The 11,044-nt window shown below is 70.9% G+C and carries 12 protein-coding genes and 2 tRNA genes; 5 read left to right on the plus strand and 9 right to left on the minus strand.

The genetic code is table 11. The annotated features are described in order from the left end of the window. Nucleotides 1-34: 34 nt before the first annotated feature. Nucleotides 35-108, minus strand: a tRNA-Lys gene (locus ACWD6P_RS36225). A 456-nt stretch (nt 109-564) separates the two neighbouring features. Here ACWD6P_RS36225 and ACWD6P_RS36230 point away from each other — a divergent pair. The 4 genes from ACWD6P_RS36230 to ACWD6P_RS36245 all read left to right on the plus strand — a co-directional run bounded on the left by ACWD6P_RS36230 (nt 565) and on the right by ACWD6P_RS36245 (nt 3,609). Next, the gene (locus tag ACWD6P_RS36230) at nt 565-984 is read left to right on the plus strand and encodes an SsgA family sporulation/cell division regulator (RefSeq protein ID WP_451448477.1); all 420 of its coding nucleotides are present in this window, start codon (nt 565-567) and stop codon (nt 982-984) included. Nucleotides 985-1,001: 17 nt separating this feature from the next. Beyond that, nucleotides 1,002-2,240, plus strand: coding sequence for a hypothetical protein (locus tag ACWD6P_RS36235; protein WP_451448487.1), 1,239 nt, complete (start codon nt 1,002-1,004; stop codon nt 2,238-2,240). Nucleotides 2,241-2,427: 187 nt separating this feature from the next. Further along, nucleotides 2,428-3,021, plus strand: coding sequence for a lytic polysaccharide monooxygenase auxiliary activity family 9 protein (locus ACWD6P_RS36240; RefSeq protein ID WP_451448478.1), 594 nt, complete (start codon nt 2,428-2,430; stop codon nt 3,019-3,021). 261 nt (nt 3,022-3,282) lie between these two features. Then, nucleotides 3,283-3,609: a hypothetical protein gene (locus ACWD6P_RS36245; RefSeq protein ID WP_451448479.1), complete on the plus strand. Its 327-nt coding sequence runs from the start codon at nt 3,283-3,285 to the stop codon at nt 3,607-3,609. Nucleotides 3,610-4,119: 510 nt separating this feature from the next. Here the strand turns inward: ACWD6P_RS36245 and ACWD6P_RS36250 are convergent. The 7 genes from ACWD6P_RS36250 to ehuB form a co-directional block, all read right to left on the minus strand. Next, a tRNA-Lys gene (locus ACWD6P_RS36250) sits at nt 4,120-4,193 on the minus strand. Nucleotides 4,194-4,268: 75 nt separating this feature from the next. Then, nucleotides 4,269-5,027: an IclR family transcriptional regulator gene (locus ACWD6P_RS36255; RefSeq protein WP_451448480.1), complete on the minus strand. Its 759-nt coding sequence runs from the start codon at nt 5,025-5,027 to the stop codon at nt 4,269-4,271. 337 nt (nt 5,028-5,364) lie between these two features. Then, nucleotides 5,365-5,607: a hypothetical protein gene (locus tag ACWD6P_RS36260; RefSeq protein ID WP_451448481.1), complete on the minus strand. Its 243-nt coding sequence runs from the start codon at nt 5,605-5,607 to the stop codon at nt 5,365-5,367. Between the two features lie 157 nt (nt 5,608-5,764). Continuing rightward, nucleotides 5,765-6,592, minus strand: a complete 828-nt coding sequence (gene ehuA / locus ACWD6P_RS36265) for an ectoine/hydroxyectoine ABC transporter ATP-binding protein EhuA (protein WP_451448482.1) — start codon at nt 6,590-6,592, stop codon at nt 5,765-5,767. Next, nucleotides 6,582-7,199: an ectoine/hydroxyectoine ABC transporter permease subunit EhuD gene (gene ehuD, locus ACWD6P_RS36270; RefSeq protein WP_451448488.1), complete on the minus strand. Its 618-nt coding sequence runs from the start codon at nt 7,197-7,199 to the stop codon at nt 6,582-6,584. The genes ehuA and ehuD overlap by 11 nt, the downstream gene beginning before the upstream one ends. A 32-nt stretch (nt 7,200-7,231) precedes the next feature. After that, nucleotides 7,232-7,963, minus strand: coding sequence for an ectoine/hydroxyectoine ABC transporter permease subunit EhuC (ehuC, locus tag ACWD6P_RS36275; protein ID WP_451448483.1), 732 nt, complete (start codon nt 7,961-7,963; stop codon nt 7,232-7,234). After that, nucleotides 7,960-8,898 carry an ectoine/hydroxyectoine ABC transporter substrate-binding protein EhuB gene (gene ehuB, locus ACWD6P_RS36280; protein WP_451448484.1) on the minus strand — a complete coding sequence of 313 codons (939 nt, stop codon included), beginning with the start codon at nt 8,896-8,898 and terminating at the stop codon, nt 7,960-7,962. The genes ehuC and ehuB overlap by 4 nt, the downstream gene beginning before the upstream one ends. Before the next feature lie 129 nt (nt 8,899-9,027). Between ehuB and ACWD6P_RS36285 the strand changes: the two genes are divergently transcribed. Continuing rightward, a complete protein-coding gene (locus ACWD6P_RS36285; RefSeq protein WP_451448485.1) occupies nt 9,028-9,528 on the plus strand; it encodes a DUF3830 family protein in 501 nt (166 codons plus the stop codon). On the opposite strand, the gene ACWD6P_RS36290 is transcribed toward ACWD6P_RS36285, so the two are convergent. Continuing rightward, nucleotides 9,509-10,945: an amidase gene (locus tag ACWD6P_RS36290; RefSeq protein WP_451448486.1), complete on the minus strand. Its 1,437-nt coding sequence runs from the start codon at nt 10,943-10,945 to the stop codon at nt 9,509-9,511. The genes ACWD6P_RS36285 and ACWD6P_RS36290 overlap by 20 nt on opposite strands. Nucleotides 10,946-11,044 lie beyond the last annotated feature (99 nt).

An 11,044-nucleotide genomic window follows, 5' to 3' on the forward strand; every position in this document is an offset into this window, starting at 1 on the left:
GGCCCCTCGCATGGCGAGGGGCCTCAGTGTTACGTGCGCCGCCAGGGACTCGAACCCCGGACCCGCTGATTAAGAGTCAGCTGCTCTAACCAACTGAGCTAGCGGCGCGCGCTGACCTGAAGAACTTTACACGAACTCGGGAGGTGCTCCGTACCCACGACCGGGCCCCTCACGCACTCGGGCCATGTGATCCCCGCCACTCGCGCCCCTGGCCCCGGGATGCCCTACCGCACCGAACCCCCTCCCCGCAGGGGCCGGAAGTCCCGTGATCTTGGGACCTTCGGCTGTCGGACCGCCCGAATTGCTCTGTGAGGATCGACTACGGCACGTCCGTGGCCGTAGGTCATCAGTTGCCCCGTCAACATGCGATATCTCCTGCCGGTTGAGAGGCTGAGGTCAGCGCCGGGGCACAGGGAACGCAACGAACGAGGAGGGGGCCGGCCATGGCGTCCGTCACTCCTCCCGCACCTCCCGCAACCCCACCCTCCACAGCAACGTCTGCCAGGACGCGCGCCCCGGACCGGGGCCCCGGGACTCGCTCCTCCGTCGGAAAGGTTGATCGTCATGGTGTCGACAGCCAAGCGCACCCTTGAGATGCAGCTCGTCCTCGGGCCGCGCGACGCGGTTCCGGTGGCCGGGCGGTTCAGCTACCGCAGCGACCGCCCGTACGAGGTCGAGGTCGCCTTCATCAGCCGGGGTCGCACGGTCTCGACCTGGCTGTTCGCCCGCGATCTGCTGATCGGCGGGCTGCGCGAGGAAGTGGGGGAGGGGGACGTGCGGGTGTGGGCGTTCCGCCGGCCGGGCGAGGCGCGCCGCGTCCACATCGAGCTGTCCACCGGCAGCTCCGTCTGTGAGCTGTCCGTACGCGCGACGGAACTGACCGCATGGCTGGAGCAGACGGCGGCGATCGTGCCGCCCGGCCACGAGGGCCGCTTTCTCGACCTGGACACCCACCTGGCCCGGTTGCTGGCGGGGAAGTGCTGATGGGGGGCACGGTGACGATGACTACGGCCATGGACGGTGCGGCTGCGGCCGAGGCCGCGCAGACGGCGGCGGCCGGGCAGGAGGCGGCGACCGGGCGGGAGGGTGCGACCGTTCCTGTTCAGCGGGGCGGCGCACCGCTGCCCGCGCCCGGCTCCGGCATACCGTCCGCCGCCCCGGCGGAGCACGCCGCCGGGGCGGCGGAGGGCGCACCCGCGCCGCACGACCCGTGCGCGCACGGCTTTCTGCCCGAGCGGCCGCCGGTCCGTTCCATGATCGGAACCTGGACCAGGCTGGACGCCATGGCGCGCGCGGCCGCGGTCGCGCCCGACCGGGAGGCCGCGGTCGCCCTGGTCGAACGCGCCCGCCGGGCCGATGAGTTGGCGGCCCTGCGGCAGCGGGTCTCGCGCCTCTCGCTGCGCAACGCGGAGGCGGCCGCCATGCGGATCGCGGTCATCGCGGTGTCCTGCGGCTGGTGCGGACTCGACCCGCAGGCGCCGGCCGCACGGCAGGTCGCCGACGAGGCGTTCCTGGACCTGTGGGCGGCCGTCGCGCACCGCATCGACCACGACCAGTTCGTCGCGCTGCCCACCCTCGCCCTCCACAACTGGGCCCCCGAACGCAAGCCGCGCCGCCACATCCCCATCGACCAGCTGGCCCGCACCGAGCAGCTCGTACCGATCGTGCGCTGGGCGCCGGAGGGCCAGCCGCTCAGCCGGCTGGACCGGCTGATGCTGGCCGCGACCCGGCTGGAGGCGCACGGCATCTGGCTCTTCCGGCTCGCCGAGACCCTCGCGGGCCGCTCGCCCGACGACTCCTCCACCCCGACGGCGCTGCGCCGGCTGGTCCGCGTCCAGCACGCGCTGCGCCTCCAGCTCCACGCCGAGGCGGCGGAACTGGCGGCCGCGCCCACGACGCCCCAGCAGCGGGCCGTGCTCGGTGCGCTCGCCGAACACGGCGCCCTGGAACCCCCGGTGCTCCAGGCCGCCGAGGCGGTGCTGGGCATCGGCGGCCGCCGCATGGGGGAGGGCCGGCGCCAGCTGCTGCGCCGCCATCTGCCCGCGCAGCACCGCGCCTGGCTCAGCGCGATGGACCGGCACTGCGCCCCGGTACGCACCCTCGCCCACCGCGGCGGCCCCGATGCGGCCGTCTACCGCGAGGCCCAGGAGTCCCTGATCGCCCTGCGCCGCACCTACACGGCGCTGGTGCACACCGCCGCCCGCCCCGCCGCGGCCGACCCGCTCCCGGCGGCCGCCTGACGGCCCCTCGGCGCGGGCCGCCCCGGCCCGGGTCCGCCCCGCCGGCCCGCCGCCGGGGCGGCCGTCGATCCGTTCATTGGTCTGGACATGACCAATGCCGCTCACTAGTCTGCCGTCTGGTCTAGACCGCGCTTCACGCACCGCACTCGGCTCATGGAACTCCCCCCACGTTCTTCAGGAGCGAAGCATGCGCAAAAAGATCAGTGCCGCCGTGATCGGCCTCGGCGTCCTCGGCGTCTCCCTGCTCTCGACCGGCAGCGCCACCGGCCACGGCTACAGCGACGCACCCCCCAGCCGTCAGGCGCTCTGCGCCAACGGCACCGTCAAGGACTGCGGCGCCATCCAGTACGAACCGCAGAGCGTCGAGGCCCCCAAGGGCTTCCCGGCCGCCGGCCCCGCGGACGGCAAGATCTGCTCCGGCGGCCATGAGAACTTCGCCGAACTCGACGACCCGCGCGGCGGCGCATGGCCCGGCACCAAGCTCTCCCCGGGCCAGGGCTACACCTTCACCTGGCGGCTGACGGCACGTCACGCCACCACCGACTTCCAGTACTTCATCACCAAGGACGGCTACGACCCCGGCAAGCCGCTGACCCGCGCCGACCTCGAACCCGAGCCGTTCATGACCGTCCCCATGGGTGGCGCGCAGCCGGGCGGGACCGTCCAGCACCAGGGCACCGTCCCCACCCAGAAGTCCGGCCGCCACCTCATCCTGGGCGTCTGGAACATCGCCGACACCGGCAACGCCTTCTACGCCTGCTCGGACGTCGACCTCTCCTGACCCCGTGGGCCACCGGATCGGCGCACGCTACGGCGAACCCGCCCTCACCCACCATGAGTTGGCGGGGGCGGCCGCCGAGCGGGCGGCGCTGGCCGGCGCCGCCGTGGCCGGGATCAACCCCACCCGGCGCGGCCCGGAGCGCTCCCCCGAGCGGGCAGCTCTTGGAATATCCCGCCTCACGAATGGACAGGAACTAGGGCATGCCGGGCAGACAGTGCCTCGGCTGTCACCTTGATCACCATTCTGAGAAGGGAGCAGGACATGGAACCTGACGAGCTCGAAGCGCTAGCCGCGTCCACGGTCGACGAGGCCGAGCCAGTGGAGGGAGGGCAGTACTTCATTACCTGGAAAGACACGGCGTCCTACCGGGAGCCAGGGGGGAACCCCGTCGGGCTTCTCAGGGCTGGCCGCAACGGCTTCTATGGCCAGAAGAACTTCAGCGAGGCTCGTGTTACCGACGGCGAGTACACGAGCACCTGGTGGGCGCAGACCAACGACCACTCCGGCAACCGGCAGGTATGGGTCAACACCATCTACTTCAAGGGCGGTGAAAACGACCAGCCCGTCGAAGGACTGCGCCAGCTTTAGGCATCGAGCAAGACCCGGTGAAGGGCCCGCTACAAACCTGGCGGGCCCTTCACTGGGTCACGCCCGCCTCCTCGACCGTCCTGGACATGCCCGCCACGCATCACCGCAGGTCAACGTCGACACGGGCACACGGAAGACCGGAAAAGTCGAGTTCGACCACATACGGCACCTGGACTGGATCAAACCCAGCGAGCTGCCGCGCGCCCGCTTCGACGCGGCCGGGCGCCTGCTGAACGGGGGAGCAGGCGATAGGCGAGCTGGTCAACCGCGGCCGCAGCTCCTTCGAGGGCTACTGGCGCAACCCCCCGGCGACCGCCGCGCGCACCCGCGGGGCGGCGGACGGCGCCCGGCCGCCCCCGCCGGGCGCGGCTACCGCCCGTTCACCGACGGGGACCGGGCCGCGCTCCTGGCCCGGTACCGCGAGCACGGCCGGGAGGGCCTGCTGGGGCGGTGACCTGCACCAAAGCGAAGTGGGCGCTCCCGGAGAACCGGAAACGCCCACTTCTTACGTGCGCCGCCAGGGACTCGAACCCCGGACCCGCTGATTAAGAGTCAGCTGCTCTAACCAACTGAGCTAGCGGCGCGCGCTGACGAAAGAAATACTACCTGGTCGAGAGGGGTGCTCATGACCACGGCCGCCGGCCCCGGCGCCGCGCCGCTCAGATCGCCAGCGACAGCAGGACCGGAGCGGCCTTGCGGTTGAGGGTGTCCGCCGCCTGGCGCAGGCGGTGGGCGTGCTCCAGCGGCATGGACAGCGCCAGGCAGCCGACCGTCGATCCGGCGGTGATCGGCACGGCCGCGCAGACCGTACCGACGGCGTACTCCTGGAGGTCCAGGACGGGGACCGTGGGCGGCTGGCTGTCGAGCTTGTGGAAGAGGACCTTCTCGTTGGTGATCGTCCGGGAGGTGAGCCGGGCGGTCTTGTGCCGGGAGAGGTGGTCCTTGCGGCCGTCGTGGTCGAGCTGCGCGAGCAGGCACTTGCCGACCGCGCTGGCGTGCGCCGTGCGGTGGAACTCGGCCCACTCGTTGACCTTGGGGGCCAGCGGTCCGTCGGCGTAGTGGAGGATCTTGACCTCGCCGTCGATGTACCGGCTGATGTAGACCGCCGCGCCGACCGAGTCGCGCAGCTGGTCGAGGGTGAGCTGCAGCTTGTCGCGCAGGGCCCGGTCGCGGTCGCCGCCCGACCCCAGGAGCAGGAGCGATTCACCGACGACATACGCCCCGTCGGCGAGCTGCTCGACATAGCCCTCGCGCCGCAGCATCGACAGCATGTGGGCGAGCTGGCCGGGGGACAGGCCGGTTTCCCGGGCGATCTGCGCATCCGCCACGCCACCGGCGTGCCTGGAGATCGTTTCGAGTACGCGCAGGGCGTACTGCACCGAATGGAACGGCGCGGTCGGCTCGGGCTTCAGCGCCACGGTGTCCCCCTAGCAGGTTGTTACCGCTTGCGTCGTGACCGTCGTCGATGGGCGCGGCCGACCACATGCGCGACCGGTCCCGGACAACGAGGCTGCTATCACGATAGCGGTCAACGGCCCTCGATGGAGGGGGTCTTGACTGAAAAGAGGTGCGCCTCGGTTTTCTGTACAGGCGCTTGAGACAGTGGCATATGCCAAGGTCACGAAGCCGGGTGCCGGGGAGCTGTGCGCTCCGGTGGCACCCGGTCGCCCCGGGGCGCAGCCGGGAAGAGCCCCTGGAGGGTACGGAATCAGCCATTTCTACTGGCCGGTTCCGCCAGGCGTCGGAAGTGCCTGTTCAGGACGTCCGCAGCAGCTTCGCGTCACCGGTCCACTTGATCTTGCTGCCCTGCCACGTGCTGACGTACCAGAGGAAGATGCGCTTCTCGGCCAACTGGCGGTCGAAGTCGCAGATCTGCCGGCCGCCCTGGTAGGTGCCGTAGCAGCGGAATCCGGGGGTGGCCGCCGGAGTTGGTCTGGCCGCGTACCTGGCGGTGTCCTTGATCCAGACCCGGTCGCGCTTGGCGCGGAAGCACGCCATACCGGCCATCTTCCGGCCGTTCGCGGCGAGCGCGGCCCCCGTGGCCCCCGCGGCGCCCGGCGGCGAACAAGCGGTGAACGAGCGGGGAATGAGAAAGGGTGGTGTACCCCGGAGGGGGGCACACCACCCGGTTTCGGCGGTGCTTATCGCGTGCGGGTCACAGCACGGCGCTCAGGAATTCCCGGGTACGCTCGTGCTCCGGCTCCGTGAAGATCTTCTCCGGGGAGCCGGATTCGATGACCCGGCCCGCGTCGAACATCAGGACGTCGTCGGAGATGTCCCGGGCGAAGTTCATCTCATGGGTCACGCAGAGCATCGTGATGTCCGTGGTGTGCGCGATGTCCCGCAGGACGTCCAGCACCCCGGCCACCAGCTCCGGGTCGAGCGCCGAGGTCACCTCGTCCAGCAGCAGCACCTGCGGGCGCATCGCCAGCGCGCGGGCGATGGCGACCCGCTGCTGCTGGCCGCCGGAGAGCTGGGTGGGGTACTTGTCGAGGTGCTCGGTCAGCCCCACCAGGTCCAGCAGCTCGCGGGCCCGCTCCTCGGCGGCGTCCTTGCTCAGGCCCAGGACGTGCACCGGCGCCTCGGTGATGTTGCGCAGCACCTTCATGTTGGGGAAGAGGTTGAACTGCTGGAACACCATGCCGATGTTCTTGCGGACCTCCCGGGTGTGCTTCTCCCCGGCCGGTACGAGCTTGCCGCCCTTCTCCTCGTGCGTCAGATACTCGCCGCCGACCTTGATGGTGCCCTCGTCCGGCTTCAGCAGCGTCATCAGCAGCCGCAGGATCGTGGTCTTGCCGGAGCCGGACGGGCCGATGAGGGTGACGTGCTTGCCCGAGGAGACGGTGAAGTCCAGTGAGTCCAGGACGGTGTGCGTCCCGAACCGCTTGGTGACGTGGTCGAAGCGGATCAGCTCGCCGCCCCTGTCGGCGGGGCCGGCGGTCTCTGCGGCGCGGTCTTCGGTGTGATTGCTCTCAGCGGACAAGACGACGCTCCAGGGCTCGCAGAAGGAGAGAGGTGGGGTAGGAGATGACGACGAAGAGGATGCCGACGACGGTGATCGGCTCCAGGTAGTCGAAGGTGGTGGCGCTGATGCTGTTCGCCTGGAAGAGCATGTCCGCGACGGTGATACCGGCCAGCATCGGCGTGTCCTTGAACATCGCGATGACGTAGTTGCCGAGCGCGGGCACCACACGCCGGAAGGCCTGCGGCAGGATCACCGCGATCCAGGTGCGCCGGCGCGGCAGGCTCAGCGCCGTGGCGGCCTCCCACTGGCCGGGCGGGACCCCGTCGATGCCGGCGCGGTAGACCTCGGCGGTGTACGTCGAGTAGTGCAGGCCCAGACCGATCACGCCCGTGGTCAGCGGCGCGAAGGTCAGCCCCCAGCTCGGCAGGACGAAGAACAGGAAGAACAGCTGCACCAGCAGCGGGGTGTTGCGGACGAATTCGACGACGACGCTGACCGGCCAGGTCACCCAGCGGCTCGGCGAGCGCAGGGCGAGCGCCCACACCAGCCCGAGCGCGAAGGCCACCAGTGAGCCGTAGACCGTCGCCTGGACGGTGATCCACAGCCCCTTGAGGAGGTCGGGCATGATCTCGCCGATATAGCTCCACGACCAGTTGTTCACGGCTTACCTCCGGTGGCCAGCGCCTCGGGGCCCTGCTTCTCGACGGGCAGCTTGCGGGAGAACCAGCCCTCTCCCTTGGGCACCGCCCGGCCGACCGAGGCCTTGGCGCGGCGCTCCAGCACCCGCATCACGCGGGTCACCAGGAACGCGACCACGAAGTACAGGACGAGGATGATGCCGTAGACCTGGGCGCTCTGGCCCGTCGACAGCCGGGCCAGCTTGGCCTGGAAGGTGAGCTCGCCGATGGACAGCAGCGACGCCAGCGCGGTGCCCTTGAGCAGCTCGATCAGCAGGTTGTTGAACGGCGGCATCATCTCGGGCACGGCCTGCGGTAGCAGCACCTTCCGCAGCCGCTGCCAGGGCGTGAAGCTCAGCGCGATGGCCGCCTCCCGCTGGGCGGCCGGCACCGCCTGGAGCGCGCCGCGCACGACCTCGGAGCCGTACGCGCCGTACGACAGGCCGAGCGCCAGGGTGCCCGCCCAGATGCCGACGAGCTGCCAGCCCAGCAGCGGCAGCGCGAAGAACAGCCAGAACATCAGCACCAGCGCCGAGGTGCCGCGGAAGAACTCCACGTACACACCGGACAGGAAGCGGACGATCCAGAAGCGCGAGGTGCGCGCCAGACCGATGCCGAAGGCGACGGCGGCGGCCAGGGCGGCGCTGTAGACCATCAGCTGGACGGTGATCCACAGCCCTTCGAGGAAGAGTTCCCACAGCGCAGAGGTCACTTGTCGCAGAGCTCCTTCGCGGTGAGGTCGGTCATGAACTCCTCGGTGAAGCCGTACGGCTTGGCGATCCGCAGCAGTTCGCCGCTCTTCTTCATCTTGTGCAGCTCGCGGTTGAAGGCGTCCCGCAGCTTGGTCTCGCCGATCCGGAAGCCGTAGCCGCCGCCGTCGCGCTGGAGCTTGCCGTCGACCTTGGGGGTGAACGGCTCGGTCATCTCGACCTTCGGGTGCTGACCGGTCTTCAGCGCCTCGATCATGGTCAGCGCCGTACCGGCGAAGGCGTCGATCCGGCCGGCCTCCAGTGCCTCCATTCCGGCGATCTGGTCGCCGTAGGTCTGGATCGTGCTCCGCTTGACGCCGTTGCCGACCGCGTAGTCGATCTCCGCATAGCCGATACCGGTGCCCATGCGCAGATGCTGCTTGGCGACGTCCGGATAGTCCTTGATCTTCTTCGGGTTCCCCTTGGGCACGAGGAACGCGTCCTTCGACTCGTAGTCCGGGTCCGAGAAGAGCACCGCCTGGCAGCGCGCCTTGTTGATGAACATGCCCGCGACGATCACGTCGTACTGGAAGGAGTGCAGGCCGGGCACGAGGGCGCCGAACTCGACCGGCACCGGCTCGAACTTCTTGATCCCCAGCCGCTGGAAGATCGTCTTGGCGACCGCGGGCGCCTCGCCGGTCAGCTCGCCCTTGCTGTTGATGGCGGCGTACGGCGGTTCGCTGGCGATTCCCATGCGTACGGTGCCCCGGCTGCGCAGGTCCTCCAGCAGGTGGCCGCCGCCCGTCGCCCCGGTGACGTCCACGCGCGAGCAGCCGGTGGCCGCTCCCAGGGCACCCGCTGCGCCGAGCGCCGCTACCCCCGCGAGCAGCGACCGGCGGCGGATGCCGGGTGTCAATTGGCCTGGGTTCTCTGAGGTGTTCCATGGTGGTGGAGCCATGGGCGCGCGGCTACCCGAACCCCTGGCAGATATGCCGATAGTTTCCGGCCCTTGATGCAAGCGGTCGGGAGTTGTTCCGTACTGTTCCATGCTGTTCCGTACGCCGGTATTGCCCCCTACGATCCGAGCATGACCGATCGCTTCATCGAAGTCTCGCTCGACAAGCGCGGAGTGCGCTGCACGGCGAAGTTGCTCGACGACCGCGCGCCGATCACCTGCAATGCCGTATGGGACGCCCTCCCGCTCGGCGGCGACGTCTACCACGCCAAATACGCCCGCAACGAGATCTACGCCCTGCTGCCGCCGTTCGCGCCGCAGGAGCCGCCGCTGGAGAATCCGACGATCACCCCGATCCCCGGTGATCTGTGCTATTTCACCTTCAGCGACACCCAACTGGGTACCGCGTCCTACGGCTACGAGAACCAGGCCGCGCACCGGGGCCGCGCCACCGTCGTCGATCTCGCGCTCTTCTACGAACGCAACAATCTGCTGATCAACGGCGACGCGGGCTGGGTTCCCGGCATCGTGTGGGGCAGCGTCGTCGACGGCCTGGACCGGATGGCCGACGCCTGCCAGGACCTGTGGCGGGCCGGCGCCCTGGGCGAGACCCTCAACTTCCGGCGGGCCTAGGGCCTGTCCCGGGCGGCGCGGGGATCTCTGCCGTCCCCGCCTCGTAGAGCGCGTGCGCGGCGCGCAGGACCAGCGCGTCCGCGTGCCGCGCGCCGACCAGCTGGACGCCGATCGGCAGGCCGTCGCCGTCCACCCCGCACGGCAGTGTCGCGGCCGGCTGCTGGGTGAGGTTGAAGGGGTAGGTGAACGGAGTCCAGCCCGTCCAGCGGGTGTGGCCCGAACCGGAGGGCACTTCCACGCCGGCCTCGAAGGCGGTGATCGGTTCCGTCGGGGTCACCAGCAGGTCGTAGGCGCTGTGGAAGCGGCCCATCGCCTGGCCGAGCGCCATCCGTGTGTCGACCGCCGCCAGATAGTCCAGCGCGCTGTAGCGGGCGCCCTGCTCGCAGATCTCCCGTAGCCCCGGGTCCAGCAGCGCCCGGTCCGCGTCGTCCAGATGCTGCACCACCCGGGCGGCACCGCTGAACCACAGCGTGTGGAACGCCTCCACCGGGTCGGCGATGCCCGGGTCGATCTCCTCGACGGACGCGCCGAGCCCGGCGAGCGTCTCCACCGCCCCGCGCACCGCCGCGGCGACCGCCGGGGCGACGGGCACGTCCCAGCCGAGCGAGGGGCTGTAGGCCACCCGCAGCCCGGAGACCGGACCGGCCAGCGCCGCGCGGAACGAGCCGGCGGCCGCGCCGAGCTGCGACCAGTCCCGCCAGTCCGCGGCGCTGATCACGTCCATGAGCAGCGCCGCGTCCGCCGCGTCCCGGGTCATCGGGCCGACGTGCGCCAGCGTCCCGAACGGGCTCGCCGGATACAGCGGAACCCGCCCGTAGGTCGCCTTGAGCGCGAAGATCCCGCAGAAGGACGCCGGGATGCGCACCGACCCGCCGCCGTCCGTGCCCAGACTCAGCGGCCCGGCGCCCAGCGCCACCGCCGCCCCGCTGCCGCCGCTGGAGCCGCCCGCGGTGCGCCCGGGGTCGTACGGATTGCCCGTCACTCCGTGCCGCGGACTGTCGGTGACACCCTTCCAGCCGAACTCCGGGGTGGTCGTCTTGCCGAGGAACACCGCGCCGGACTCCCGTAGCCGGGCCACCGCCGGCGCGTCCTCCTCCCACGGCCCCTCGGCCCGCACCGTCCGCGAACCGCGCAGCGTCGGCGCGCCCCGCATCAGCAGGATGTCCTTGACGGTGACCGGCACCCCGTCCACCGGCCCGGCCGGGGTGCCGGCCCGCCAGCGCTCCGCCGACTCCCCGGCCTCCGCCAGTGCCCGGTCCGCGTCGATCCGGGTGAAGCAGTTCGTGGCGGCCTGCGCGGCCTCGGCGCGCTCCAGGGCCGCGCGGGCGGCCTCGACGGGGGAGAACTCGCCGGCCGCGTACCCGGCCGTCAGGCGCGTGGCGGTCAGGTCGGCGAGGTCGGTCGGTTCGGTGGTCATGCGTCCTCCGAGCGTCGGCCGCCCCGGCGGGGCTAGTGGGGACGGGCTCGGGCCTGGCCGACGGGTCGGGCCCTAGGCCGGGTGAATCGGGCCCTAGGC

It is taken from the genome of Streptomyces sp. NPDC002446, assembly GCF_053595675.1.

Bases quoted from the DNA above. Each gene is read 5' to 3' on its own strand.
- ACWD6P_RS36230 (WP_451448477.1), top strand. From the start codon at position 565: ATGGTGTCGACAGCCAAGCGCACCCTTGAGATGCAGCTCGTCCTCGGG.
- ACWD6P_RS36235 (WP_451448487.1), top strand. From the start codon at position 1,002: ATGACTACGGCCATGGACGGTGCGGCTGCGGCCGAGGCCGCGCAGACG.
- ACWD6P_RS36240 (WP_451448478.1), top strand. From the start codon at position 2,428: ATGCGCAAAAAGATCAGTGCCGCCGTGATCGGCCTCGGCGTCCTCGGC.
- ACWD6P_RS36245 (WP_451448479.1), top strand. From the start codon at position 3,283: ATGGAACCTGACGAGCTCGAAGCGCTAGCCGCGTCCACGGTCGACGAG.
- ACWD6P_RS36260 (WP_451448481.1), bottom strand. From the start codon at position 5,607: ATGGCGTGCTTCCGCGCCAAGCGCGACCGGGTCTGGATCAAGGACACC.
- ehuD (WP_451448488.1), bottom strand. From the start codon at position 7,199: ATGCCCGACCTCCTCAAGGGGCTGTGGATCACCGTCCAGGCGACGGTC.
- ehuB (WP_451448484.1), bottom strand. From the start codon at position 8,898: ATGGCTCCACCACCATGGAACACCTCAGAGAACCCAGGCCAATTGACA.
- ACWD6P_RS36285 (WP_451448485.1), top strand. From the start codon at position 9,028: ATGACCGATCGCTTCATCGAAGTCTCGCTCGACAAGCGCGGAGTGCGC.
- ACWD6P_RS36290 (WP_451448486.1), bottom strand. From the start codon at position 10,945: ATGACCACCGAACCGACCGACCTCGCCGACCTGACCGCCACGCGCCTG.